22 protein-coding genes and 1 pseudogene are annotated in these 25,791 nt (G+C 64.2%); 10 read left to right on the forward strand and 13 right to left on the reverse strand.

Annotation, left to right across the window (positions count from 1 at the left end; all coding sequences use genetic code 11):
* Positions 1-22 precede the first annotated feature (22 nt).
* Both J1M87_RS21270 and J1M87_RS21275 read left to right on the forward strand, forming a co-directional pair.
* Positions 23-490 (forward strand): MerR family transcriptional regulator, encoded by a 468-nt coding sequence (locus tag J1M87_RS21270; protein ID WP_206491753.1) that lies wholly within the window; start codon positions 23-25, stop codon positions 488-490.
* A gap of 584 nt (positions 491-1,074) precedes the next feature.
* Complete coding sequence (locus J1M87_RS21275) at positions 1,075-1,629, forward strand: DUF6764 family protein (RefSeq protein WP_206491755.1); 555 nt, start codon at positions 1,075-1,077, stop codon at positions 1,627-1,629.
* A 53-nt stretch (positions 1,630-1,682) separates the two neighbouring features.
* Here J1M87_RS21275 and J1M87_RS21280 read toward each other — a convergent pair whose 3' ends face one another.
* The gene (locus J1M87_RS21280; protein ID WP_206491757.1) at positions 1,683-2,429 is read right to left on the reverse strand and encodes an SDR family oxidoreductase; all 747 of its coding nucleotides are present in this window, start codon (positions 2,427-2,429) and stop codon (positions 1,683-1,685) included.
* A gap of 98 nt (positions 2,430-2,527) precedes the next feature.
* Here J1M87_RS21280 and J1M87_RS21285 point away from each other — a divergent pair, with 98 nt between their 5' ends.
* Both J1M87_RS21285 and J1M87_RS21290 read left to right on the forward strand, forming a co-directional pair.
* Positions 2,528-2,818 (forward strand): helix-turn-helix domain-containing protein, encoded by a 291-nt coding sequence (locus J1M87_RS21285; RefSeq protein WP_274611031.1) that lies wholly within the window; start codon positions 2,528-2,530, stop codon positions 2,816-2,818.
* Positions 2,819-2,931: 113 nt separating this feature from the next.
* Positions 2,932-5,235: an HNH endonuclease signature motif containing protein gene (locus J1M87_RS21290; RefSeq protein ID WP_206491759.1), complete on the forward strand. Its 2,304-nt coding sequence runs from the start codon at positions 2,932-2,934 to the stop codon at positions 5,233-5,235.
* Positions 5,236-5,363: 128 nt separating this feature from the next.
* Here J1M87_RS21290 and J1M87_RS21295 read toward each other — a convergent pair whose 3' ends face one another.
* Positions 5,364-6,290: an amidohydrolase family protein gene (locus tag J1M87_RS21295; RefSeq protein WP_206491761.1), complete on the reverse strand. Its 927-nt coding sequence runs from the start codon at positions 6,288-6,290 to the stop codon at positions 5,364-5,366.
* Between the two features lie 61 nt (positions 6,291-6,351).
* Between J1M87_RS21295 and J1M87_RS21300 the strand changes: the two genes are divergently transcribed.
* Positions 6,352-7,296 (forward strand): HAMP domain-containing protein, encoded by a 945-nt coding sequence (locus J1M87_RS21300; protein ID WP_206491763.1) that lies wholly within the window; start codon positions 6,352-6,354, stop codon positions 7,294-7,296.
* Positions 7,297-7,339: 43 nt separating this feature from the next.
* Here the strand turns inward: J1M87_RS21300 and J1M87_RS21305 are convergent, their stop codons facing one another.
* Both J1M87_RS21305 and J1M87_RS21310 read right to left on the reverse strand, forming a co-directional pair.
* Positions 7,340-8,269, reverse strand: a complete 930-nt coding sequence (locus J1M87_RS21305; protein ID WP_206491765.1) for an SDR family oxidoreductase — start codon at positions 8,267-8,269, stop codon at positions 7,340-7,342.
* A 113-nt stretch (positions 8,270-8,382) separates the two neighbouring features.
* Positions 8,383-9,222 (reverse strand): helix-turn-helix domain-containing protein, encoded by an 840-nt coding sequence (locus tag J1M87_RS21310; protein ID WP_206491767.1) that lies wholly within the window; start codon positions 9,220-9,222, stop codon positions 8,383-8,385.
* 58 nt (positions 9,223-9,280) lie between these two features.
* Here J1M87_RS21310 and J1M87_RS21315 point away from each other — a divergent pair, with 58 nt between their 5' ends.
* Positions 9,281-9,571, forward strand: a complete 291-nt coding sequence (locus J1M87_RS21315; protein ID WP_241257305.1) for an SDR family NAD(P)-dependent oxidoreductase — start codon at positions 9,281-9,283, stop codon at positions 9,569-9,571.
* 15 nt (positions 9,572-9,586) lie between these two features.
* On the opposite strand, the gene J1M87_RS21320 is transcribed toward J1M87_RS21315, so the two are convergent.
* On the reverse strand, positions 9,587-10,087 hold the full coding sequence (locus tag J1M87_RS21320; RefSeq protein WP_206491769.1) for a metallophosphoesterase: 501 nt from the start codon (positions 10,085-10,087) through the stop codon (positions 9,587-9,589).
* Between the two features lie 34 nt (positions 10,088-10,121).
* The gene (locus tag J1M87_RS21325) at positions 10,122-13,397 is read right to left on the reverse strand and encodes an error-prone DNA polymerase (protein WP_206491771.1); all 3,276 of its coding nucleotides are present in this window, start codon (positions 13,395-13,397) and stop codon (positions 10,122-10,124) included.
* Positions 13,398-13,522: 125 nt separating this feature from the next.
* On the opposite strand from J1M87_RS21325, the gene J1M87_RS21330 reads away from it, so the two are divergent.
* Together J1M87_RS21330 and J1M87_RS21335 are read left to right on the forward strand one after the other, a co-directional pair.
* On the forward strand, positions 13,523-15,652 hold the full coding sequence (locus tag J1M87_RS21330; RefSeq protein WP_206491772.1) for an MMPL family transporter: 2,130 nt from the start codon (positions 13,523-13,525) through the stop codon (positions 15,650-15,652).
* Between the two features lie 34 nt (positions 15,653-15,686).
* The gene (locus tag J1M87_RS21335) at positions 15,687-17,687 is read left to right on the forward strand and encodes an SDR family oxidoreductase (RefSeq protein ID WP_206491773.1); all 2,001 of its coding nucleotides are present in this window, start codon (positions 15,687-15,689) and stop codon (positions 17,685-17,687) included.
* Between the two features lie 8 nt (positions 17,688-17,695).
* Here the strand turns inward: J1M87_RS21335 and J1M87_RS21340 are convergent, their stop codons facing one another.
* Positions 17,696-18,460, reverse strand: a complete 765-nt coding sequence (locus tag J1M87_RS21340) for a class I SAM-dependent methyltransferase (RefSeq protein WP_206491775.1) — start codon at positions 18,458-18,460, stop codon at positions 17,696-17,698.
* Between the two features lie 55 nt (positions 18,461-18,515).
* Between J1M87_RS21340 and J1M87_RS21345 the strand changes: the two genes are divergently transcribed.
* Positions 18,516-19,475, forward strand: coding sequence for a helix-turn-helix transcriptional regulator (locus J1M87_RS21345; protein WP_206491777.1), 960 nt, complete (start codon positions 18,516-18,518; stop codon positions 19,473-19,475).
* Between the two features lie 14 nt (positions 19,476-19,489).
* Here J1M87_RS21345 and J1M87_RS21350 read toward each other — a convergent pair whose 3' ends face one another.
* Genes J1M87_RS21350 through J1M87_RS21365 form a run of 4 tightly spaced genes read right to left on the reverse strand, consistent with a single transcriptional unit; the run spans position 19,490 to position 23,199 of the window.
* Complete coding sequence (locus J1M87_RS21350; RefSeq protein WP_206491779.1) at positions 19,490-19,999, reverse strand: hypothetical protein; 510 nt, start codon at positions 19,997-19,999, stop codon at positions 19,490-19,492.
* Between the two features lie 11 nt (positions 20,000-20,010).
* Positions 20,011-20,775: an alpha/beta fold hydrolase gene (locus J1M87_RS21355; protein WP_374222411.1), complete on the reverse strand. Its 765-nt coding sequence runs from the start codon at positions 20,773-20,775 to the stop codon at positions 20,011-20,013.
* A 22-nt stretch (positions 20,776-20,797) separates the two neighbouring features.
* Complete coding sequence (locus tag J1M87_RS21360) at positions 20,798-22,372, reverse strand: DNA polymerase Y family protein (protein WP_206491780.1); 1,575 nt, start codon at positions 22,370-22,372, stop codon at positions 20,798-20,800.
* Positions 22,369-23,199: a hypothetical protein gene (locus J1M87_RS21365; RefSeq protein ID WP_206491782.1), complete on the reverse strand. Its 831-nt coding sequence runs from the start codon at positions 23,197-23,199 to the stop codon at positions 22,369-22,371. The genes J1M87_RS21360 and J1M87_RS21365 overlap by 4 nt, the downstream gene beginning before the upstream one ends.
* A gap of 200 nt (positions 23,200-23,399) precedes the next feature.
* Here J1M87_RS21365 and J1M87_RS21370 point away from each other — a divergent pair, with 200 nt between their 5' ends.
* On the forward strand, positions 23,400-24,629 hold the full coding sequence (locus J1M87_RS21370) for a serine/threonine-protein kinase (protein WP_206491784.1): 1,230 nt from the start codon (positions 23,400-23,402) through the stop codon (positions 24,627-24,629).
* Positions 24,630-24,637: 8 nt separating this feature from the next.
* On the opposite strand, the pseudogene J1M87_RS21375 reads toward J1M87_RS21370, so the two are convergent.
* Positions 24,638-24,757 (reverse strand): annotated as a pseudogene (locus J1M87_RS21375) (LuxR C-terminal-related transcriptional regulator); the annotation flags it as partial.
* 24 nt (positions 24,758-24,781) lie between these two features.
* The gene (locus J1M87_RS21380) at positions 24,782-25,786 is read right to left on the reverse strand and encodes a MerR family transcriptional regulator (RefSeq protein WP_206491788.1); all 1,005 of its coding nucleotides are present in this window, start codon (positions 25,784-25,786) and stop codon (positions 24,782-24,784) included.
* Positions 25,787-25,791 lie beyond the last annotated feature (5 nt).

The raw sequence follows: 25,791 nt of genomic DNA on the forward strand, positions 1-25,791 counted from the left end.
GAGCGGACTATCGTCGGTACTCATGGCGACGATGGACTTGATGAACAAGGCGCTGGCAGCCGTCATCGATTCGGAGGCACCGATCACGGTCGAGCTGCTGCACGATCTGATCGAGCCAGGAGCACTCTCGGAGCCCTTGAGCATTGCCGAGGTCGCCGAGCTACTCGACATTTCCGCGCACACTCTCCGCTACTACGAACGGTCTGGGTTGATCGAGGTGGCCCGCGACAGCCTCGACCACCGCCGCTACGACGAGGCGGCGGTACGCAGGCTCGTCTTCCTCACCCGGATGCGGCTGTCGGGGATGCCGATGCGCGATCTGCAGCATTACGTCGAACTGATAGACGGTGGAGAACAGACCGTTCCCGAACGCCTCGATCTGCTCGTCGAACATCGAGACACCGTTCGGCGTCGTATTCGCGAACTACAACTCTCGCTCGCGGCAACCGAATACAAAATTGCGACGTACGGCGGTGCCACCGGTCCCTGAGATCGGGGCGCGTCGGGCCAACTCAGTGCAGTCACCGCGGCTCGCACATCGGTTCACCTGACATGTCCACGGTGCGAGGCACCTGCCCGTCGCCCGCCCCCTCGTCGGAGCTGAAATCAATTGTGAGCGTCGACAAATCGATCCTGTCCGAGATGCAGTTCTTTTGTGACACGTCAACCCCGCACTGCGGCACTCTGCGGCGCACGTGCGGTGCGCTCGGATCGGCAGCGTCGATCCACTTGCGGCAGGTAACGATTTTCTTGCGTCCAGCGAGCGCGTGAGCGAGCCGGACCGACGCGTCGCAGACCGACCCGGACGCATCCGCGAACCCTGACGGCGACACCGAATCATCAAGCGATGGAGTCTACTTCGATACACAGGGCGCAGAGTCGAACACCGACCCGAACACGAATCCGAGGGCAACGGCAGCTGCCAGGAAACAGAAAAAGCCGGACTTCCACGACGAATCGTTCCCCGATGCCGGCGGCACCGTTACACAAACTGCACCAGCTTGCTGCCGAGAACTGCTCGAGCGGGGTACCGTGTGCCGCACCGACCCGTTTCGCTCGTGAAGGAGCCTTCTGTTGTTCTCTGTTTCCCTCCCCCGCCCGACTTCGCCCTTCTCCTCCTCCACGCGCACGTCGAGTCGGTTCGGTAACCGAATTGCCCGCACCGCAGCAGTATTCGCCCTCGGCTCGGCAATGACCGGCATTGCCCTCGCCGGCACCGCAACCGCATCGGCAGCGCCGGTCAACTGCGTGTCTCCGCCCTCGGCCAACGACATCCAGGTCGACGACACCGCGAGCTGTGGCGCTACGTCGAACGGCACCGGTCATGCCACCGCGGGGGCAGCGGACAGCGGTACCGCGGTGAGCGTCAACGACGGACCCGGCGCGACCACCACCTACGCCAACGGGTACGGAGTCGCACTCGGAGCGAGCAAGAATGCGGGCACCGCCTACGCGTTCGCGCTCGGCGGCGGAATCGCGCATTCGTGGGCCGATGCCGGCCAGACGACCCTCGCGGTCGCAGGCTGGGGATCCGGTGCCACGTCCGAAGGCCGCGGTGTCGATTGCGTCGGCCCGCTGTCCCTGGCACTGAACCTCACGAGCGGTCAGTTCTGCGTACTCGGTAGCTGATTCGTCGGCCGCACGACCGCTACACAAGTCGGCGGAGCCGACTACCTCGATCGCTACTCGTCGAGGTAGTCGGCTCCGCCGACGTAGACGGTATGGCCGGCTTCGGCGATCGGCTCGACAATTGCATCCACCACTGCAGACGCGAACTCGGCAATGGTAGGGAGCGAGCCGTGCGCGGTGCGGGCAGCCACAGCGTCCGGGTTTCGACGCTCCAGCAGAGTGACAACGATGGTGCCCTCGATCATGTCTCCCGAGACGACGACCAATTCGATTCCTCGGGAGCTCAGTTCGGGGATCAGAGCCCGCAGTGCGTCCTCTCCCGCGCGCTTGCTCGCTGCTACAGGCTCGTACTCGGCGGGTACCGGTCTGCGACCGTGAAAGTGCGCTTGATGACTGGTCAGGAATACCACCCGTGAGCCGCGGCTCATTCGTTCTGCGGCCGCCCTGGCCAGAGCAACCTGAGCGTCTCGGTTGATGGCCATCGCATAGCCGGGTTCGGCACCGAGCTCGAGCCCGCCGGACGCATTGAGCACCAGCACGTCGAGGGCACCGAACTCGGTAACGACGCAGCTGAGCATCGCATCGATTGCGGCCGGGTCGGTGATGTCGGCTCCGATGGCGAGCGCGCGACCTCCATCGTCTTCGATCGCGCGCACCACCGCGTCGGCGCGACGCTTCTTTTCTCGGTAATTCACCGCTACCAAGGCTCCCTCGGCACCGAGCTGTTCCGCGGTCTCCGCTCCGATGCCGCGTGACCCGCCCGTGATCAGGACCGACTTACCTACCAAACGTTGCGTCATCGCCACCCTCCCTGCGCTTCGATATTCGAACTGCTTCGATTTTCGAACCACTATGATGAAGCGCAATGGAAATGGCAAGTGCATCCCACCGCTCGATGATGAATGTGCTCGATCTATTGGGCCAGAGATGGAACATGCGCATTCTGTGGGAACTACGCGGCGGCCCGCTCGGGTTCCTCGAACTCCGACGACGAACCGACGATATCTCGTCCAGCGTGCTCGCTACTCGTCTGCGCACGCTCATCGACGCTCGAGTACTGATCAAAGACTCCGACGGTTCCTATCGCTTGACCGAACTCGGGGACGAACTCAGACCTGCACTCGAACCGCTATGGCACTGGGCGCAACGATGGGACGAGGCCAACGACACTCGCACCGACAGCGCCTGACCAGCTAGATAACACCCCTTCGAATCATCAACCCGTTTGTGTCGGTGGTGTCGTTTACTCTTCCTTCTAGTTCGAACATACGTTCTTGTTCGGTTCACTGGGGGGTGAAGATCATGGCGGTACCGACGGTGTCGTTGGAGGCGTTGACTGCTGCCGCGCGGGAGGAGAATCGGCACGCGGCCCGCAAGATCGCCGTCTGCTACCGCGTGCACACCAACTGGATCACCCGCGATACCGAGCACAAGCATTACAGCCGCTACGGGCGCTCCGAGATGGCGTTGGCGTTGGGATGCTCGGCGACCGTCGCCGAGGGGTACATCTCGGTCGCAGTGGCCCTGCATACCCGCCTTCCGCTGATCAAGGACGCGTTCGAGGCAGGCGAGATCGACTTCCCGCGGGTGCGGACCGCGTGCCGGATCCTCGACAACCTCTCCGACACCATCGTCGCCGCCGTCGAGAGCGAGGTCGTCGACGCGGCCCGCCGCTCGTCCCCAGGCCCACTCGAGACACAGATCTGGGACATCCTGCTGCGCGTCGCACCGCAGGAGGCAGCAGCACTACGGAAGTTCGCGAAACGATTCCGCACCGTCACCTACAGTCCCGCCGGTGAGCTCGCCCGCATCCGGGCCGAGCTCACCGCCCCCGAGGCCGCCGCCGCGTGGCAGCTGCTCGCCGAGATGGCCGACACCGTCTGCCCGAAAGACCCACGCGGAAGACAAGAACGACTGTGCGATGCGTTCATGGCGCGGATGCACGGTGAACCGCGCCTGGAGTGCCTGTGTCAGCGCACCGACTGCCCCAAAGCGGGAGCGGTACCGGCGGATCGGCGACGGCCGTTGACGATGATCACCGTCGACATCGCGACCCTCATCGGACTCCTCGCCAACCCCGCCTACCTGGCTGGGCATGGTTGCATCGACCCCGAGTTGGCGCGAGAACTCGCACGCAACAGCACTTGGCAGATCCTGCTCACCGACGCCGTCACCCTCGCCGAACAACTCGGACTCGCACACCAGAACCCGGAAACCGGACAATGGGAACGACACACCGACAGCGAAAAAACACCGGCCGCACCATCACCCGAGACAGCGACGGACACAGACGCAGACCCCGTGACGGAAGCAGCACCGGACACGCACTCGGCCGATGATGCTGATGCTGATGAGGGGATCGCATCGGCCAGCACACCTGCAGCGGGGAACACCCCGGCAACCGGACCAACACCGGAGGCACCGGCAGACGAGACCGAGGAGAACAGCGAGTCCGCAGATGAGTCCGAAGAGGCCGAGCGGAAAGGCGAGACCGAGGGGAACGGCGAGTCGACACCCGCATGTGCGACCGATCCGTCCGCAACTCCCGCCCCAGACGCCGATCCTGTCCGGAAGCACGCGGCAACACGCGTAGCGGTACCTGCACCCGACCCGCTAGCGGAAGCACCATCGGCCACCGGCCCTGAGGCAGATGCGGCGTCCGAACCCACATCAGCTGAATCCGCGTCAGCTTCACCGAAGTATTCGGAATCGGACTCGTCCACAACAACATTCAGCTCCGCGCCATCCGACCCGACGCCAGTCAACGACCCAGCACCAGAAACACCACCAGCACCAGCACCAGACTCGACGGCCGCGACAGTCAGCGAGACTTCACGCCAGTATCGCCTGCAATCGCTGACCTCCGCCGCAGCACGGTTCTGCACCCACACACCCGTCGGCAAGGGCACACGGCACAGCTCTGCCCTCGACCTGCCCGCCCTCGACCTGCCCATCCTCGAAGCGGCGACAAGCAATCACCCGGCTCACACAACAAGCCGCACACCCACCGGCATCTACCTCGGTCACGCGTCCCTCGCTGCCGCCCTCGAAGCGGCCATCGCCGCCGACCCCACCCTCGGACGCTCCGTCGGACGCGACCCGCTCACCGACCGAGCCCTGATCTACCGACCCGACGCCCTCACCACCGCCGCCGTCCGCCTCCGCGACCGACACTGCCGCTTCCCCGACTGCCGCCGACCCGCCGCGCACTGCCAACTCGACCACATCACCGCCTTCGACCACACCAACCCACTCGCCGGCGGCTGGACCACCCTGAGCAACCTCCAATGCCTCTGCGAATACCACCACACCGTCAAAACCGCCGGCTACTGGAAAGCCACCATGCTCCCCGGCGGCGCCATCCTCTGGACCTCCACCTCGAAGACCACCCGAATCACCCTGCCCGCCAACGCAACCACCATCCCGATCCTCGGCAACGACCTGCGGCCGGACATCCCCACCCGACAACGAACAGCTCGACACAGACGACACAACAACACCACCGTTCTAGAAGGTGCTGCCACGCGTTCTAGAAGGTGCTGCCATGCGGACTCGAGTCACCAACCAACCTCGATCAGACCAGGTGCTGAATGTGATCGCGGGTGAATTCGATGCGCTCGTCGACGCGGCCGTCGCCGACCTTGTTCACCCACTCCGGATAGGCGAACCGAGCAGCCGACCACAGCAGCGTTCGGCCGGCACTGGTCGATCGTCGTGCGCCGGAGACACTCTCGCTAGTCGATACGAAACAGTGTTCGTGCGTTCCCGGACGCGAAAGCGATCCTCGAATCATCGTCCGGAAATTCCCGCATGAACGTGTCGATCTCGCCTCGAGTCGGCGACTGAAACGGATAGTCGGTAGAGAACAGAATCCGGTCCGGGGTGGTGATCGTCAGCGCGTGTCGAAGCATGGCCGCATCGAGCATCCCCGAGGCCGTGATCCACACGTTCTGCTGCAGATACTCGGTGATGGTCCTGTCCAGCCCTGCGACGCGAGCCAGCCCGTCCGCACGTCGGTGCCAGAACACCAACAGCTCGCCCCAATGTCCCAGAATCAGCTGCAACCGAGGATGCCGGTCCAGGACACCACGGGCCATCAGGCGGAGCGCTGCGGTACCGGCCTCGAGGTGCCAACCCCACGAAAAGGTCGACAGTGCAAGATCCTCGGTCGGTCCAAGACCACGGTAGGCCCCATCGCGGATCGCGGACGACGGAATCTGTGGGTGTATGAAGATCGGCTGCCGTAACCGCTCAGCTGCCTCCCACAGATCTTCGAACCGAGGATCGTCCAGAGGCACGTCTGCGACCCTGCCGTAGGCCATCACTCCGGTCAGGCCGAGAGCTGTGGCCCGTTCGAGTTCCTCGACTGCCTTCTTCGGCGCGGCCAGAGGCAGCGTTGCCATCGCCCGAATTCTGTCGGGTCGGGCGCGAACGGCGTCGGCGGCTGCGTCGTTGGCTTCGCGGCAGAGCGACACGGCCGAGTCGACGCTGACGCCCTGTGCACCAGGTGGCGCAAGCGACAACACGTGCATGTCGATACCCTGCTCGTCCATCACCGACGTTCTCAGCGGACCGATATCGCCGCTGATGGACGTCGACGCTTCCCGAATGGCCGCACTGACCGACGAATGGTTGGGACCGCTCGGGTAGCTCTGCGCCATTCGACTTCGTGCACAGGAACCTGCGGACGTGCCTCGTCTCGCCGACCGGCATACTCGAGAAATGAGCAATGCACGTGCGACCCTGCGCCCGAGGGCGCTGACGTTGCACGGACGAATACGACTTCTGACGATGACTGTGGCCGCCCTGGCCGTGGCGGTGAGCGCTCTCGCGATCTATCTCGTTGCCGAGCAGGCCCTTCGTTCGCAGGTCATCGACCGCGTCGGCCGAAACAGCGACGCACTGATGGCCAGCGCAGCCTCGGGCGCTTCGCCGTACCTGTTCGGGTTCGCAACGGAGGGAACCAATGCGAAGGTCGCGTTGGTCTCTGCCGGAGGAGACTTGATGACCTCCTCGAACGGTACCGATCCCTTCACCAACTCCGACGGCGTTCTGGACGCCCCGGAGCAGGCGGTAGTGGACGGCGACGCGGACCGGTCGCTGCGAGAGGTACGCGGCTACTACATCTCCGCCCAGAGCATCGAATCCGGCGGAACGATCATGGTGGCCGAATCGCTCGGTGGAGCGTCACGGTTGCTCGCCAAACTCACACTGGCTCTCGTTCTCGTCGGTGGATTTCTCGTCGCACTGGCAGGTGTCGCCGGTGCCGCGGTTGCCCGGACCGGACTCCGTCCGGTCCGACGCCTGCGAGCGGGCACCGAACGAGTCGCCAGAACCGCAGATTTCGAGCCGATCGACGTCAACGGAGACGACGAACTCGCCTCACTCGCCACCAGTTTCAACGAAATGTTGGCGTCCCTGTCCCGATCGAGAGAACGGCAGGGACAACTGATCATCGATGCGGGCGCAGAATTGATGGAGCCCCTGACGGCACTGCGCACCAACATCGACCTGCTGATGTCCCTGGACCGTCCGGACGCACCGGACATGACCGAAGAACAACAAAACCAGTTGCGCGTCGACGTCATCGCCCAAATGGACCTCATCATCGGCCTGGTTCACGATTTGGTCGACCACGCCAGAGATCCCGCACCGACACCTCGATGACGACCCTTTGGGGGCCAGTCGAAGACTTGCGGCACCTGCTGGTTCAGGACTTGAGGCTTACCCCGGTCAGCGCTTCTGATACCTCCCACAGTCGGCGCGCCTCGTCCATCTCGCGCAGCGGCTTCCACCATGCGACCTCTGCGGGCGGTCCGCTGATCAATCGTGTGGGACCGATGAACTGATCACCGCGCGACGCGCTGCCCACGGCTGCGATCAATCCTGGCTGCGCAGCACTGTCGACGGAACCTGCAATGCCGACACGGGCAAGCATGCCGACCAATGTTCGACCCGCAGAGTCCTTCGGACGCCCCAGACCTGGTTGGGCCGCAAGCAGATTCGTCGGCGAAACCCCAGGATGGGCCAGGTTGCTGGTGATCCCCCATCCACCGGCCCTGCTTCGCGCGTCGAGTTCGCGAGCGAACAGAGCCACCGCGATCTTCGACTGGGTGTAGGCCTTCATGACGTCGTAGGAGCGCTCCCAGTTCAGGTCGTCCCAGTTGATGGTCCCCGATCGCGCCGCGATGCTCGTCTGATGAGTGACGCGTGCCCTACCTGCCCGAAGAAGCGGGAGCAGACCGAGGGTGAGCGCGAAATGACCGAGATGGTTGGTACCGAATTGCAGCTCGAATCCGTCCTGGGTGACCTGCCGCTCGGGTGGCTGCATGACGCCGGCATTGTTGACGAGTACGTCGATCGCGCGGCCGTCCGAGACGAACTCGTCCACAAGCTCTGCAACGGAACTCGAAGAAGACAGGTCCAACGCCCTGATGCTCACCTTCGCGCCCGGCACCGCGGAGCGAATGCCCTCGGCCACCCGCTCGCCTTTGGCCGCTGAGCGTACCGGCATGACGACCTCTGCACCGGCGCGAGCGACCCGGGTTGCGATGACCTGCCCGATCCCGTCGCTGGCTCCCGTGACGACGACGAGCTTCCCGGTCAGGTCAGGGACGGATAAATCTGAGATACGGCTCATGTCCAGCTCCTCGGCTGCGGTGTCTGTGTGCGTACAGAATCCATGTTCGACGAACCTGCCGGGCGTATCCAGGACTTCCCGATCCACTGATAAGACCGACACCCTGCACCGAGTCAGGACAGGACCTGGGTTCCCACCACCGCGAGCAGTTCCAGCTTGGCGTGACTGTCGCTGCCAGGGACTGCTGTGTACACCAGCAGGCGATGCGCTTGCTCCGGGTCGAGAAGGGTTTGGCAGTTCAGCTGCAACATGCCCGCCGTCGGGTGCAGAAATCGCTTGGACTCAGGTGGCTGGACACCCACTTCGCGTTTGGCCCAGAGGATTCGGAATTCCTCGCTGACCTCGAGCAGCTCGGCGGACAGGTGCGCTGCTGTGGAGTCGGGTCCGCGACGAGCGACGATCTCACGCAGCCCCGACGCATACGCCCGAGACAGCAGGGCACGCTCCTGCGCCGGATACGACTGCTGGGCAGCCGGGTCGGTGAACCAGCGATAGCCCAGACTCCGGTTCGGGCCGGTGCGCAACGACGCGTCGCCGGTCAGTGCCACCCCCAGTGGTGTCTGACGCAGCGTTTCTCCGAGTTCGGACAGGACTTCGGCAGGAGTGTCGTGCAGGCGATCCATGATGCGCAACAGGCCGGGGCTGACGTGTTCGCTCGACGCCCCACGCATGGGAGGAGTGTGACCGGCAAGCCTGAAAACGTAGTCGCGCTCGTCCAGCGACAGATGCAGGCCCTGCGCGATCGACGCGATCATCTGCGCCGACGGAGCAGGGCCCGTTCCCCGTTCGAGCCGTGCATAGTAGTCGGTCGACATGTGGCACAGTTCGGCGACTTCTTCACGACGAAGACCCTGAGTTCGCCTCCGCTGCCCTCTCGGAAGGCCGATGTCCTCGGGCTGCAGCGACTCACGCCGCTGCCGAAGAAATGCTGCCAACTCAGGACGATCGATCACGACGAACCTCCTCACCATCGAGCTCGGTCGATGCTGCCTCGATTGTGCCCTGTCCGTGATGACTATTGTCGAACGATGGCGCTCCACTGACCCTCGTCACCGGCGGAAGCCGTGGGATCGGTGCCGCGGTGTCGCGGCGGCTGGTGCCGCAGCGACCTTGGGCAGCCCCGGCATGTACGTGCACTACGCGGCGGCCAAGGCCGCCGTGGACACACTGCCCGTGGGACTATCCAAAGAGGTTGCTGCCCAAGAGGTTGCAGCGCAGAGTATTCGCGGCAACGCCGTGGAACCGGGAATCATCGAGACCGACTTCCACCGGAACCGTCATCAGGGTGGCGGCGGCATGTGAGCGCGCCGGTGTGAACTATCGAGGTGCGAGGCGGTGCAGCTCGACCTCTTTCAGTTCGCCGTCCTCGGCCACAGCCGTCATGTACGTGCAGAACGGTTGTCGACGCCGGTCCGTCGGAGATCCCGGGTTGATCAGCCGAAGCCCGTTGTCTGCGAACGTATCCCACGGTATGTGACTGTGCCCGAACACGAGTACGTCCGTCTCCGGGTACGCGGCCGCCATGCGTCGTTCACGGCCGGCTGCGGCACCGGTCTCGTGCACCACGGTGAACCGAACCTCGCCGAGCACCACATCTGCGCGCTCGGGCATCAGTGCACGCAACTCGTCACCGTCGTTGTTCCCCCAACATGCGACCAGAGAGCGAGAACGCTGCGACAGGGCCTCGAACGTCCCGAGATCTACCCAGTCACCGGCATGAATGACCACGTCGGCATCATAGACGGCCGTCCAGACCTCGTCGGGGAGGTCACGTGCACGCTTCGGGACGTGAGTGTCGGCAATCAGCAGCAGTTTCACACCGTCGATTGTGCACTCGAGCAGTGCTACTCCGTCAACGAAAGTCCCTCGACTTGGATGCGACTCGCAGATCCATCAGCTGCAGATGGTCTGCTACCACGGTGACCGCCCCTTCCGCGTTCTGCACCTTGCCCCGGATCAGCAACGCTGGAGCGGTGATCGCCAGCTTGCGGTACTTGGCCCACAATCCGACCGAGCACACGACGTTGACCATCCCGGTTTCGTCCTCGAGGTTGATGAAGGTGACACCTCCCGCGGTGGCCGGCCGCTGGCGATGTGTCACCGTCCCGCCGACGAGGACTCGGTCTCCATCGGGGATCCGAAGCAGCCGATTCGCGGGAACCACCCCGAGTGAATCGAGGCGATCTCGAAAGAACTGAGTGGGATAGGAATTCGGCGATACCCCGGTTGCCCAGACGTCGGCCGAGGCCAGATCGAGGTCTGTCATCCCCGGCAGTGCAGGCGCTTTCGTCGATGCGCCGACGCCGGGGAGCAAACCTGGCCGCTCTCCCGCCGCCGCGCCCGCGGCCCACAGTGCCTCTCGGCGAGTGATACCGAAGCATCCGAGTGCACCGGCCGTGGCCAGCGCTTCCGCCTGCGCCACCGACAATTCGACACGGCCCGTCAGATCCAGAAACGAGAGGTAGGGCCCGTGTGCTTCCCGCGCATCGACGATCTTCTGAGCCAGCGCCGTGCCGATGAACTTCACATCGGCCAGCCCCATGCGAATCTCGAGGCCGTTTCCCTCGAGATTCGCGTGACCGAGACTGGCGTTCACGTCGGCACCGTGAACGAGCACACCGTGTCGCCTGGCATCGGCGACCAGGGACTGCGGTGAGTAGAACCCCATCGGCTGTGCGCGTAACAAGCCCGCACAGAAAGCAGCCGGATGATGCAACTTGAACCACGACGAATAGAAGACCAGCGAGGCGAAACTCTGCGAATGGCTCTCGGGGAAGCCGAAATTGGCAAACGCCGAAAGCTTTTCGTAGATGCGGTCTGCTGCTGCACCGGTGATGCCGTGAAGATCGCGCATCCCGTCGTAGAATCGGCCCCGCAGCAATTCCATCTTCTCCGGCGATCGTTTCGATCCCATGGCGCGGCGCAATTGATCGGCGTCGGCGGCGCTGAAACCGGCGACATCGATGGCCATCTGCATCAGCTGTTCCTGGAACAGCGGCACTCCGAGCGTTCGATCCAGCGCCTTCTTGAGCGACGGATGATCGAAGGTCACCGGTTCGAGTCCGTTACGGCGCTTGATGTACGGGTGTACCGAACCACCCTGGATCGGACCTGGACGAATCAAGGCGACCTCGACGACCAGATCGTAGAAGTTGCGTGGTTTCAGTCGCGGCAGCGTGGCCATCTGCGCCCGCGACTCGACCTGGAACACCCCCACCGAATCGGCCCGTTGGAGCATCTCGTACACCTGCGGCTCGGACAGGTCGATCGAGGCGAGGTCGATGTCGATGCCTTTGTGTTCGGCGATCAGGTCCATCATGTAGTGCAGCGCCGAGAGCATACCGAGCCCGAGCATGTCGAACTTGACCAAACCCACTGCGGCACAATCATCTTTGTCCCACTGAAGCACACTTCGGTTCTCCATCGTTGCCCATTCGACCGGGCAGACGTCTGCGATCGGCCGATCGCAGATCACCATGCCGCCGGAGTGGATACCGAGATGACGTGGGAAGCCCTCGATCTGACGCGCGAGCTCGAGAACGGACTCGGGAATACCCTCGCCCTCGTGCTCACCGATCCCGGACCATCGGGTGACCTGTTTGCTCCACGCGTCCTGTTGCCCCTGCGAGAAGCCGAGCGCGCGGGCCATGTCTCGCACCGAGGACTTGCCGCGATAGGTGATGACATTGGCCACCTGAGCAGCATGAGTGCGGCCGTACTTGGCATAGACGTGCTGAATCGCCTCTTCTCGTCGATCCGACTCGATGTCTATGTCGATATCGGGAGGCCCGTCACGTTCGGGTGCGAGGAACCGCTCGAACAGCAGCTTGTTGGCCACCGGGTCGACATTGGTGATGCCGATGGCGTAGCAGACAGCGGAGTTCGCCGCGGAACCTCTTCCTTGGCAGAGGATGTCGTGTGTCTTGCAGAAATCGACAATGTCGTGGACGACCAGGAAGTAACCGGGGAACTCGAGCCGTTCGATGATGTCGAGTTCGTATTCGAGTTGGGAGTATGCCGCCGGATTCGCCGGTTGCGGGCCGTACCGACGGGCTGCGCCCTCGAACGTGAGCCGCCGTAGATAACTGATCTCGGTATGTCCGTCGGGCACCTCGAAGGGCGGCAGTCGCGGTGCGATCAACGTCAGATCGAACGAGCATTGCCGACCCAGTTCGACGGCACCGCGCACCGCTCCCGGGTAGTGCTCGAACAGTTCGGCCATCTCCGCCCCGGACCGAAGATGCGCGCCGCCCGTCGGCGCCAACCAACCGGCGGCCTCGTCCAGGCTGCTTCGCGCCCGCACCGCAGCCATTGCCATGGCCAATCTCCTACTACGCGGGGTCGCGTAGTGCGCGGCCGTGGTGGCGATCACCGGAAGGCCGAACTTGCGAGCCAGGGTCGCCAGCGCGTCGTTGCACTCGTCGTCGTCCGCGATGCCGTGCCGGGTGAGTTCGACGGTGACGCGATCGGGGCCGAATCGGTCGACGAGAGTGCGCAGCGCGGCCTCGGCTGCCTCCGAACCTCCGCGCGAGAGTGCTCGCCGAACATGGCCCTTCCGGCAGCCCGTGAGAATCTGCCAGTGCCCGCCCGCTGCTTCGGTGAGATCGTCGATGTCGTACTGTGGCTTGCCTTTGACCCCACCGGCCAGGTGTGCGGCAGCGATTCGACGCGACAGCCGCCGATACCCTTCCTGGCCGCGAGCGAGCACCAGTAGATGAGTTCCATCGGGGTCGGTCGACCCGGCCCTCGTTCGATCGGTGTCGAGTGAGAGTTCGGCACCGAATACGGTTCCGATGCCGAGGGCTCTGGCCGCCTCGGCGAAACGCACCACTCCGTAGAATCCGTCGTGATCGGTGATGGCAATGGATTCGAGGCCGAGGCGTACCGCTTCCTCGACCATCTCCTCGGGTTGTGAGGCACCATCGAGAAAACTGAACGCCGAGTGCGCATGCAGTTCTGCGTACGGCGTCACCGACTGCGCGGGCCTGTCGATGCTGCGCTCGTAGAGATCCCGTTTTCGTGACCAGGCCGGGCTGTCGCCCCCGTCGCCTTCGACCACCGGCTTGGGACGTCCGGACAGGACACGCTCCATCTCCGACCAGGTAGGTGGTCCGTCGTTCCATCCCATCGAGCCCTCCCCACACCGCATCGTCGCATGATCGAACATTTGTTCTAATGAGAGCACGGGGGTCCGACATCGATCAACTACAGTCGAGACGCCACTTACCACTTCCACAGAGCCGGAGCACCGTCGTGACCCGTTGGGCCTCGTTCGTCGCATTGCACAAACGATGGGTGCTGGCGATCGTCGTCGCCGTTGTCGCTGTCGGCGGCGCAGTGGGACTGAGTGTCTTCTCGAAACTGAGCGAGGGCGGCTACACCGACGCAGGCAGTGAATCGTCCGAGGTGGCACGGTTGGTACAGGGCATCGGCCAGCCGACCCCGGACATCGTCGCGATCTACACAGCACCCGAGGGCGAGTCGATCGACGACATCGGACCACAGGTGCAGGCGACCCTCGACACATTCAGCAGTCGGTACACCCTCGGCAACATCAGCTCCTACTGGACAGCAGACCCGGTCACCAAAGAATTTCTGGTCTCGAAAGACCGCACCAAAGCCCTGGCGACGATCTCCCTCGGAGCGAACTCGGGCGTCACGTTCAACACGTTCGGAGAACTCCCTCCCCAACTCGTCGTACCCGGTGTGGAATCGCAGTTCGCCGGCGCGTCCGTGGTGGGAGTCTCGCTCAGCCAAACCCTCGAAAGCGACCTGATCCGTTCCGAGATCATCGCCGTCCCCATTACTCTGCTACTGCTGGTCTTCATCTTCGGCGGGGTGATCGCCGCGGCGGTCCCGGTGTTCGTCGGCATCCTGAGCGTACTCAGCTCCCTGGCCATCCTGCGTGTACTGACCGAGTTCACCGACGTCAGCTCGTTTTCGGTCAACGTCGCCTCGTTGCTGGGGCTCGGCTTGGCGATCGACTACGGACTGTTCATCGTCAGTCGATTCCGCGAGGAACTACGCAGTGGGTCGACGACGATCGACGCAACCGTCCGGACCGTGTCCACTGCAGGCAAAACCGTCGTCTTCTCGGGTTTGCTGTTGATCTGCGCGTTCGCGGGCATGCTGGTATTCCCACAGGCGGTGATCCGATCACTCGGGTTCGGAGCCATGGCGGCAGTGGCGAGCGCGGCCGTCCTGTCCTTGACCGCAGTTCCCGCACTGCTCGCGATTCTCGGTACGCGCATCAACTCCTGGACCTGGTCACGCTCGGCGTCCGATCGCAGCGATGCCCGTGCACACAAGTTCTGGGGTGGCGTCGTCACGCGAGTGATGAAGCACCCGGGAATCGTCGCTACCGCCATCGTCGCCGGGCTGTTGATCCTCGCTGCCCCGATACGCGGGATCTCGCTGGGCGAGGTCGACTACACCGCGCTTCCGAAAGACAATGCGGCACGCATGGCATTCGAGACCCTCGGCACCGACTTCGAGTCGACCGGCGAGGGTGCCACTGTGGTTCTGCGCGGCCTGGACGGCGTCAAACCCCAGGGTGCACCCATCGCGGAACTGACCTCCGCCGTGGAGTCCACCCCTGGTATCGCCCGCGCCGAGTTCCTCGGCTCCAAAGACGATTTCGTGACGCTGCAGGCGTCCTACAGTGAACCCACCGGTGGGCTGAGCGAGGCCGAATCTCAATCCGAGGCGGTGGCTGCACTGCGCTCGATCACCCCGCCGAACGGCACCGAGATTCTCGTCGGCGGTGCGCGTGCCAACATCGACGACGGCAACGCAGCAATCGCGAAATGGTTACCGGTGATGATCGCGATCATGGTCGTCTCGACGCTGGTGTTGCTGTTCCTCGCGTTCGGTTCGCTGGTGCTACCGATCAAAGCGGTACTCATGGCCGGTCTGAGCTTGGGCGCGACCTTTGGGGCACTGACCTGGGTGTTCCAGGACGGTCACGGCACCGGCCTGCTCGGAGTGACGCCGGGACCGCTGGAATCGACGTTCGTCGTTCTCATTCTCGCCGTCATCTTCGGCTTGTCGACCGATTACGAGGTGTTCCTGATGTCGCGCATGGTGGAGGCTCGAGCTGCAGGTGCCACCACCGAGGACGCGGTGATATTCGGCGCACAACGAACCGGCCGTATCGTGACTGCGGCGGCATTGATCTTGATCGTCGTGACGGGAGCGTTCACCATCTCGGGTCTGTCGATCATGAAATTCCTCGGCGTCGGCGTGATTCTGGCCCTGGTCATCGACGCCACCATCATCCGCATGCTGCTGGTTCCGTCGTTGGTCAAGCTCATGGGTGAGGCAAATTGGTGGGCACCGGCATGGATGAAGAAGGTGCACGAGAAAGCCGGTATCGGACACTAGCACCGGAACTTACCTTGGAGTAAGGTCGGCTCGCATGGCGAACTTTATCGTGACCGGCGGTACCGGGTTTCTCGGAAAGAACGTCTTGTCTCAACTGCTCGAGCGCGATGCGAATGCCGTGATCCACGTATTGGTGCGTTCACAGTCCGTTGCCCGCCTCGAGCGGTTGGCGAAAGAACTCGACGGCGGCGATCGTATTCGTCCCCTGATCGGCGACCTCACCGAACCCGAGCTCGGGCTCTCCGAACTCCCGTCCGACATCGACCACATACTCCATCTCGGAGCCGTCTACGACCTGACGGCGGGCGACGAGCAAACACCGACCAATGTCGCCGGAACCGCCTCGGTGATCGACCTTGCCGACAAGACCGGTGCCCGTCTGCATCACATCTCCTCGATCGCCGTTGCAGGCGACTATCGAGGATCGTTCTCCGAGAACGATTTCGACCTCGGACAGGGATTCCCGACGGCGTATCACCGCACCAAGTTCGAATCCGAGAAGCTGGTCCGGGACAGCACGGTGGACTGGCGTGTCTACCGGCCCGCAGCGATCATCGGTCACTCCGAGACCGGGGCGATCGACAAGATCGACGGCCCGTACTACTTCTTCCCGTTCTTCGCGGAACTGGCCAAGCTACCGTCGATCCTGCCGATCACGGTGCCGAAGATGGGAGCCACCAACCTCGTTCCGGTGGACTACGTGGCCGAGGCCATCGTCGAACTCGTTCATCGAGACACTGCTCCCCACAGTGTGTTCCATTTGGTGAACCCGACTCCGCAGTCGATGGCCGAGGTGTATTCGGCATTCTCTTCGGCTGCCGGCTCCCGGGCGAAGATCGTCGACGTCCCCGGCGCGCTTGTCGCTCCTGTCGTTGCCCCCAAATCCAGGGCTGTCCGCAAGCAGCGCGACGCGGCCCTTCGCGACGTCGGTGTACCCCCGGTCATGCTCGAGCACCTGACCCTGCCGACAGTGTTCGACTCGGCGCTGACTCAGCAGGCGTTGCAGGGCAGCTCGATCACCCCACCTCCTTTGCGTACGTATGCCGATCGGGTATGGACGTACTGGCGGGAGAACTTCGATCCCAAGCGAAATCGTCGAAACGATCCGCGCGGACCGCTGTTCGGCCGCCACATCATCGTCACCGGTGGCTCGTCGGGCATCGGCCGCGCCAGTGCCGAAGCGGCCGCACGCAAGGGCGCGGTGGTGATCCTTCTCGCACGCGGTCAGGATCAACTCGACGAGGTGGTCGAGCACATCCGCGAAGCGGGCGGCACGGCATACGGCTATCCGTGCGATGTGACCGACAGCGAGTCGGTGGACCACACCGTGAAAACCATTCTGAGCGAACACGGTCACGTCGACATGCTGGTGAACAGCGCCGGCCGCTCGATCCGCCGGTCAATCTATCGGTCGACCGATCGGCTGCACGACTACGAACGCACCATGGCCGTCAACTACTTCGGGGCAATCAGATTGATGCTTGCGCTGCTGCCACACATGCACGAACGTCAGTTCGGGCACGTGGTGAACATCTCCAGCGCTGCGGTTCTCGGACATCCACCTCGATTCTCCGCCTATGTGGCCAGCAAAGCCGCACTCGACGGATTCACCGATGTTGCTGCGGCCGAAACACTCTCGGATGGAATCACGTACACCACCATCCACATGCCCCTGGTGGACACTCCGATGATCACCCCGACGGGAGACAAGAACGTCGGCCCGGTGCTCTCACCCGAGAGGGCCGCCGCGATGGTGATCCGCGCGCTGAGCGACAAACCCAAACGAATCGACACGCCGCTGGGGACACTCGGGCAGTTCGGTGCCATCTTCGCCCCCAAGGGCAAAGACCGCACGATGCACCAGCACTACCGAAAGTTCCCCGAATCCGCTGCTGCCAAAGGCGAAGTGCCGGAATCCGTCGAAACTGGGAAAGTGCCCTACCGAGTTCGGCCGTACGACCCGAAGACACCGAGTGCCCGTATCGGCAAGGTTGTGCGCCGTATCGGCAGATTGGTTCCCGGCACCAGTTGGTGACGCGCGCGTCATGAGGCGACGGCCGTCCACAGAGTCCAGCGATCACGTTCGATCAACTCACCGGGAGCCAGGCGATCGCGTAGGTACTCGACCAACTCCGCAAGTTCGATGCCGGAGAGTTCGTGCAGGATCGAACGCCCGATCCTGCCGGCGATCTCGGTCAGGTACTGCTCGCGATCGGCGTAGCGTCGACGAGTCTCCCAGAGTGGTTGCGTTGCAACCTCGCCGAAACCCGCCAGAGTCAAGGCGGTCGATACGGCCGCGAGGTCGTGTCGTCGTCTACCCTCGACGTCCGTCAACCGGGGAAACGCCTCGAAGAGATAACCACGCGGGTTCGTAGGCGATCCTGCCCGGGTCGCGTCCTCGCTCGTCCGATCCTGAACGATCGCAACGCCGCCCGGCCGCAGCAACCGGAACGCCTCGGTCGCGAGCGCCGAGGCGTCGGGCAGATGATGAACGAGTGCGCGAGCGAACACGATGTCAGCACGACCGTCGGGTAGACCCGTGTGCTCGGCGGGTGCACGCTCGAAAACGATGTCCGCGGGCGACGACGCGCGGGCGGACTCCAAGATCGGTGCACTCGAATCGATGGCCGTGACATGCGCTCCCAGAGATCGCCATGCGCGGGCATAGGTACCTCCACCACACCCGAGATCGACGACGTGCGCGCCGGCCGGATCGACGATGGCGGTGATCGCGGCAACCCAGGAGGAGTCGGCCTCGCGGCCGGAATAGGTGTCGCCGTTGGCTGGATCTGCGAAGTCGATGGGCATACGAACAAGTACACCGGGCACAATTACCCGACACCACCATTTAGTGTGGGACTACATGCTCGCATTGCACCTCAGGGCCGCCGACCTGGCGGACACGTCGTTGACCGTCTCGCCGCTGTTCGAGACGGTCCTGAGCCTGCGGGCGTGGACCTCGCCGGCCCGGCATCGTCTGCACGAACCGTGGCGTCGACGCGTCCTGCCGGCATGGAAGCACTGTGACACCGAAATGCTGACCGCATTGGTCTCCCCCGACGGGCGAATCCCGGACTTCATCGCTCCCAGACCGCCCAGCACATCACCTACTTTCGCCGACGAAATCGCGGTTGTCGGAGCGACACCGGCAACGGAGATGCGACGCGATATCGCCGCAGCCTTCTCCACAGACGTTCCGGCGGTCCTCATCGGCCCGTCCCGCACCGTGCGCACGCGTGTCGTCCACGCGCTGTCTCGGTATTGGACGGCGTGCCTCGAACCCGACTGGGCCCGGATTCGAGCGGTTCTCGATGGCGATGTCGACTACCGAGCGCAGCAGCTCTCACACTTCGGGGCACGAAAGATGTTCGAGCAACTCGACTCTCGAGTTCGATGGGACGACGGCGTGCTGTGGGTCGATCGGCTCGAAAATCAGGTGTGGGTCGATGTCGAGGGACGTGGACTTCCGCTGATTCCGTCGGTCTTCGTGCACGGCGCTGTCACCCAGACGAGCCCGACGCGCGCCCCGTCCCTGGTGTATCCGGCCCGCGGACGAGGCGCTGTGTGGAACAGCGCACCCGAGACCCCCAGCCGAGCGCTGACGAATCTTCTCGGGCCCCAGCGCGCAACGATCCTCACCGCGCTGGACGTGCCGACCACCACCGGCACACTTGCGACCGCACTGGGAGTCTCACCCAGTGCGGCCAGTCAGCATCTTCGTGTGCTGCGAGAGGGAGCACTGGTGCGCCGTATCAGACAGGGACGGTCGGTGCTGTACGTACGCACGACGCTCGGGGAAGAGTTGGTTCGAGCGCAACAGTAGTGCTGCCGTGAGATTCAGTGCAGCAGAGCCTTACCCCAGACCCGCAGGAATCCCTGACTCAGGTACGTCACAGTGCCGATGGCCAGCACCCATTTCGTGGTGCTGACGACCGTGGTAGCGCGGACGACGGTGTCGGTGATCTGTTCCCGGTTGTCCACCAGTATCAGTCCGACGATGTTCTCGATGTAGTCCCCTGCCGCGGAGACGACGGGCGCAACGGCCAACGCCGTCGTCGCCGTAGGGCTGAGCGGAGTCTTCGCCGCCAGGCTACGTGCGCCTGCCCTGAGTGCAACGGCATAGATAGGGGGATGGACGAAGTCGGGCAGATAGTGGCTGCGGAAGCGAGCGAGCTCGGTGTCGTCCATGCTCGCGAGTATCTGCCGATAACGCTGGGCTGACCACGCCGTTTGCACGGCAAGCACTTTCGGGGCCGAGGGGCCGAGCAGTCGGGCGATGTTGGCCTGGGATACCACGAACAGCGCCGACCATCCGAGCATTCTACGATCGAGCGCACTCAGTGACATGCCTGAAAATCCTAGTGCGTCAGAAACGAAAGAACTGCGGCCTCGAACGCCGAGTATCCGTCGCGATGGATGCTGTGCCCGGTGCGGAACGCCTCGACGCGGCAGGTCGGAATCTCGGCGACCATCGCGTCGAGCCGATCCGGATCGACCATTCCGCCGGGACCACCGCGGAGGATCAACGTCGGAGCAGTGATGTCGGCCAACGATTTCCACCACTGCGGATTCGGCCGACGAAACTGATCCAGAGCAGTTGCCGTCATCGATCGGTCGAACGCGAGTACTGCGCGGGGATGAAGAACGACGCTGGTCGCTGCGTGCCAGAGTTCGGTGATCGACGGCATTCTGCCGGTCAGGGTCGGCGGAGCGTCCCCGGGCCGAATCGGTATCGGAAGTTCTTCGAGCACCAGACGGCGAACGAGCGTCGGGCGGCGCTGCGCGAGCAGTGAGACTGCATATCCGCCCAGGGAATGCCCGACGAGATCGACCTCGGTGAGCGCGAGGTGGTCGACGAGGCCGAGCAGGTCGTCTCCGAAGGAATCGAACTCGTACGTGGGTGTGTGAGCGCTCTTGCCGTGCCCGCGCAGATCGACGGTGATGACGTGACGACCGTGGTCGGTCAGTGCTCGGACGAACCGATCCCAGGTACTGCTGTCCCCGCCCATGCCGTGCACCAGCATCACCGGCACCTGCGTCGCACTCCGGTGTTCCACCGGGGCGAACGAGTGATAGGCGATATCGACTCCATCGAGGTCGACCGTCTCCGACATCATCTGCATTGCATCGACGGTAGCGGTGTCGCTATTCGTAGATCCCCTCCACCCGCCATCGACCTTCGTCGAACACCAGCAGCAACGCTCTCTCGTCGTCGAGCACCACCTGTGCCCGCGCCGTCGGCCCCGTCGACGTGTGACCGCTGTCCCACCACCGCTCGTCCACCGGCCATGGCCCGGCCAGTCCGGTCAGTTCCCATTCCTTGGTTCCCCAGCGCAGCCGGGCCGGTGACGCATCGAACACACCGCGGTCGGTGACGCCGACTCCCGTTCCCGTCCGGTTCATCAGCGTCACCGTAGGTCGGGTCTCTATCACTGCTGCCGGAGCAGGCTCGGGTAGCCGTCCCGGCCAGGGGTGGGACGGATCGGACATCGGCACCAACTCGTCTCCGAGTGGACGCAGCGTGATCCGCTCGGCCGGCCCCCGGCCACCGCTGAGAACACCACCCAGCACCGAGTCACCGCCGAGTAGACCTTGAACGCGCACCAACGCCCGACGCGCTCTCTCGTCGTCGTCGCCCACACTGCCCCACAGCCCCAGCTGCAGCTCTCCCGCTGCCACCACTTCTATGGGCTCGAGCCGCAGAACGGTGATAGCGGACGTCGGCTTGTTCTCGCTGCGCCCGGTGATCCAGCCGTCGAGTTGCCATCGCACACGATCGGCTGTGCCCTCCGGTGTCAACGGCTCGGCGCAGCGCCAGATCCGCGACAGATTCTCGCCGTTGCCGGTACTGGCATGCACCAGCAGACGAGTGCATGCAACGGCAGCGGCGGCGAGCTTGGTGTGCAACTGATCGGCCAACCCGCGCCCGGCGAATGCAGCGGCGTCGACCCGATCGATCGGTGGATCGCACAGATACTCCACATCGAGGTCCGGTGGTAGAGCCCGGGCCGACGGCGGACGTTCGGGCTCGCCTCGGGCACTACGATGCGCCAGCACCGCGTCGGTACCGAATCGCGACGCCACATCCCCCGGAGACAGTGCAGCGAAGTCGCCGACGGTCCGTAAACCCAAGCGCCGCAACAGGTCCACCAGCTCACCGCGGTCGGCAGCGGACATACTCGGCTCGGCCGAGAGTTCTGCCACCGGCAACGGCGCGAGAAAGCCTGCACCGCCACCACGCGGCACCACCTGTGCGTACCGCGCGGCGACGACCGCAGTGGACAACTCGTCTGCGATACCGATCTGACATTCCACACCGACAGCCGACGCTTGGTCCATCAACCGTTCCGCGGCCCGATGCTCGGTGCCGAAATACCGGCCGACACCGCGGGCCGCGACAACCAACAAACCGGGCCGTAGTACTTCGACTCCCGGCGCGATGGCGGCGACAGCAGAGACCACGGGCTCGAACAGTCGCGCATCGCGATCGGTATCGGCCAGAGCAACGTGCACGTCCGGGCACCGTGCCTGCGCTTCTCTACGCCGTAGGCCACGTTTGATGCCCGATGCTCGTGCCGTCGCCGAGCAGGCAACCACTCGATTCGCCGAGGTGACGACCACCGGATGCGTCGCGGGGAGATCGGCCTGGGCAGCTGCTGCGACGGCAGGCCAATCGGGACACCACAGCGCCAGGACACGACTGGAGCGGTCGATACTCATGTCGAGACCGCGATCGACAGTGGATTCTGTTCGCGCTCCTCGGCATGCCACTCGATGCGGCCGTTCTCCGAACGCAGGTCGAGTCGAACGGTGCGGGGCCGCATCGCCTTACCGCGGGCGCACACCGACAATCGGACGCCGCGGAGCCTGCCGCGCCCCAGCTCCCGGCCCGTCCCGAGTCCGTCGTATCCGTGCACCGATGCGTCCAGTCGCAGTTCTGCCCCGTCCCAGTGGCCATCGGTCACCAGCAGCGTCGAACCCTTGCTGCGCGCCCTGGCCACCACTGCCCTGGCCCGCGTGGGCGATACCGACAGACCACCGAGACCGAGGACGACGAGGTCGACACCGTCGAGCAGGATTGCCGCCACTTCCACCGGGTCGGGGCCCGGATCGGGAATCAGGGCCAGCTTGCTCAACTGCGCGCCCATCTCCACCGCGGCCAGAATCCCGAACCGAGGCTGCCCGACAACGGCAACATGACCACCCGCACCGGTCACCGCGGCCACCAAACCGATGAGAAGCGAGCCGGCACCGGACACCGAGGCCACCGTTCCCCGTACCAGTCCGCCGTGCGGCAGCACCTCGATCAGCGCGGACGGCACCGGAAGAACCGGCCGCTGACGGACCGCACTCTCCGACGCTGTCGACGGCTCGGAATCGTCGAGTTCGGAGCGCGCGGGGGCGGCGTCGGAATTGTCGATGCGAACCGACGCTGTTTCACCGCGGGAGGGCACAGCGGCCATCCGACTACGCAGCAACGCCACGCGCTCCGGGAGCGACAACCCGTCGAGCGCATCCGGCGTGACAGAAGCTCCCGATACAGTCATGTCACTCCCCTTCGCGATGCGAGAAAATCGAGCCGAAACATCGGTGTTCGTCGAACGCGGGAAGTGGCGTATTCGAACACAGTTTCGATCTGCATCCAGTAAAGCTGCTCGGACGGCACCTCGTCAAGGCAGTGACGAAGCCCCTGGTGAAGGCTTCCGCTCAGCGGCCACGGGCACACCCGGTCATCGTCCACTAACCTGTGGACGTGACCGATCAGCAGCGTGTTCGACGGGGTGTCGGGCCCGACTATCTCCTGGCCGGCAGGTACCGCCTTGCCGGCAAGCTCGGCGGCGGCGGAATGGGTGCAGTATGGCTCGCCACCGACACACTTCTGCACCGCGAGGTGGCGGTCAAGCAGGTCACGTCCACTATCGAGCTGAGCCAACAGCAGGCCGTCGAGGTCCGCAACCGGGCGATGCGAGAGGGACGCATCGCAGCTCGCCTCTCCAGCCCACACACCATCGCGATGCACGACGTCGCCCTCGTCGACGGTGAGCCGTGGTTGATCATGGAATACCTGCCCTCGCGCAGTCTCGCGCAGGCACTCGGCACCACCGATTCACTACCTCCGTTCGAGATCGCCCAGATCGGGGCGCAGATCGCCGACGCGCTGACCGAGGCGCACGAGGCAGGAATTGTGCACCGCGACATCAAGCCGGGCAATATCCTGATCGCCGATCGCGGTAAAGATCTGGGCATCGTCAAGATCAGCGATTTCGGTATCTCCCGTGCCAAGGGAGACGTCGAAGAATCCGACGACAGCGTCATCACCGGGACGCCCGCATATTTCGCACCCGAGGTAGCCCGCGGACAAGATCCAACCGCAGCCAGCGACGTGTTCTCCCTCGGCGCAGCGCTGTACACCGCCATGGAAGGCAAACCGCCGTTCGACATCGATCACGATTCGATCGCACTGCTGCACCGAGTTGCCAAGGGGCAGATCATCGCTCCCACCCGCAGCGGAGATCTGACCGGCCCGCTGCTGCACATGCTGGAGCCAGATCCTGCTCGGCGTCCCACCATGGCGCAGGCCCGCGACGAGATCATTCTTGCCGCGATCAGCAAACGCGGCACCATAGCTCAGCTGCGCGGTGTGCCACTGACGTCGGCGGACGGAGTTGTTCCCGCCTGGGCCAGGCGATCGACACCGGTATCCGAATCTCGCCGTCCGTCGCGAGAATTCGGCAGCACCCTCGCTGGTCTACCCGCAGTACAACCCGGTGAGAGCCCGGCGAATCCGGTTCCGTCGACCTACTCGCCACCACCGTTCGATCTGCCCAAGAAGAAGAAGAATCCGATCGACGACGTCCTGATGCGGATCGAAGATGCCGTCGGTGACCGCACGTCGATTCCGTCGACCGCAATCCTCGCGGCACTCGTCCTCGTCGTCGTCATCGTTCTGATTCTGCTGATCGCCCTGCTGCTGTAACCGAGCCCTCAGCGTGCCTCGTGCACGATGATTGCGATCTGAACCCTGTTGCTGCACTCCAGTTTCGCGAGGATTCGTGAGACATGGGTCTTCACGGTCGCCACACTCATGTACAGGTCCGCACCGATCCACCCACAGCAATCATCTTCCGATCAACCGCGTACAGGCATCACCAGTGTCGTCAGCGCCCCGTCGACCGCGGAGCGCACCAGCATCGGCTGATCCGGTGCAGCGATATCGAACATCAGGTCCGGCCCCACCGCCGATGCCACGGCGGCGTGCAGAACGGCTGCATCGAAGAACACCGTCATCTCCGTCCCGGTCACCCGTGCGGGGACGGGAACGCCATCGACCGTCAGGCCGTGCGGGCCTGCCTCGATCCGAAGAGTGCCACCCAGCGGGACGAGATCTCGATGCAGCACGACCCTCGTCGCGGTCGGAGCCAGCCCGTCCATGATCACCTGCCAGTCGGGGAAATCGCCGTCGACGAGATCCACCTCGGCCCGAACTCCGTCGGAGTCGATCACCATCGCGTCGTCGGTTGCTTTCAGCACGAGGGTGCCGGTTGCGGTCACCGTCCCGAGCGAGCCGACTGTTGCGATTCGAGACCAGGAGCCGCCGGCCGAGCTCTGCGCCACCAGGCTGTGGGTGGACAGTCGATACCGATCCGTCGCGGTGAGAGTGACGCTGGTGCCGTCGACCTCGATCAGTACCCCGCGCAGCACCGGAAAGTCCTCGCTCGTCCCGGCGGCCGAGGACACCTGCCGCACCGCCGATGCGAACTCGGCTGCCGATACCGATGCTGTGCAGTATTTTTCGTCGAACAACCGTCGGATCACCACTGCGGACTCGGCGGCCGCGCGCGCGTGCGCGGCCAGGTCCTCGACGTGTCGATCCACGATCTCGACCGCCGCAGCTGCGTCGCCGTCGAGAGCAGCGGCCACCTTGTCCAGTGGCATGCCGATCTCGCGCAGTTGTCGAATGATGTTGGCGCGCTTCGATTGCGCTCGGGTGTAGTAGCGATAGCCGGACTTGGCATCGATTGACGTCGGGACGAGCAACCCACAGTCGTCGTAGAAGCGCAGGGCACTGGGGGTCAGCCCACTCGCGCGGGCGAACACACCGATGGTCACGAACTCTTCGTCCGAATCAGTCATGGTCA

It is taken from the genome of Rhodococcus sp. KRD162, from assembly GCF_017168335.1.
Classification (GTDB): Bacteria; Actinomycetota; Actinomycetes; order Mycobacteriales; family Mycobacteriaceae; genus Rhodococcoides.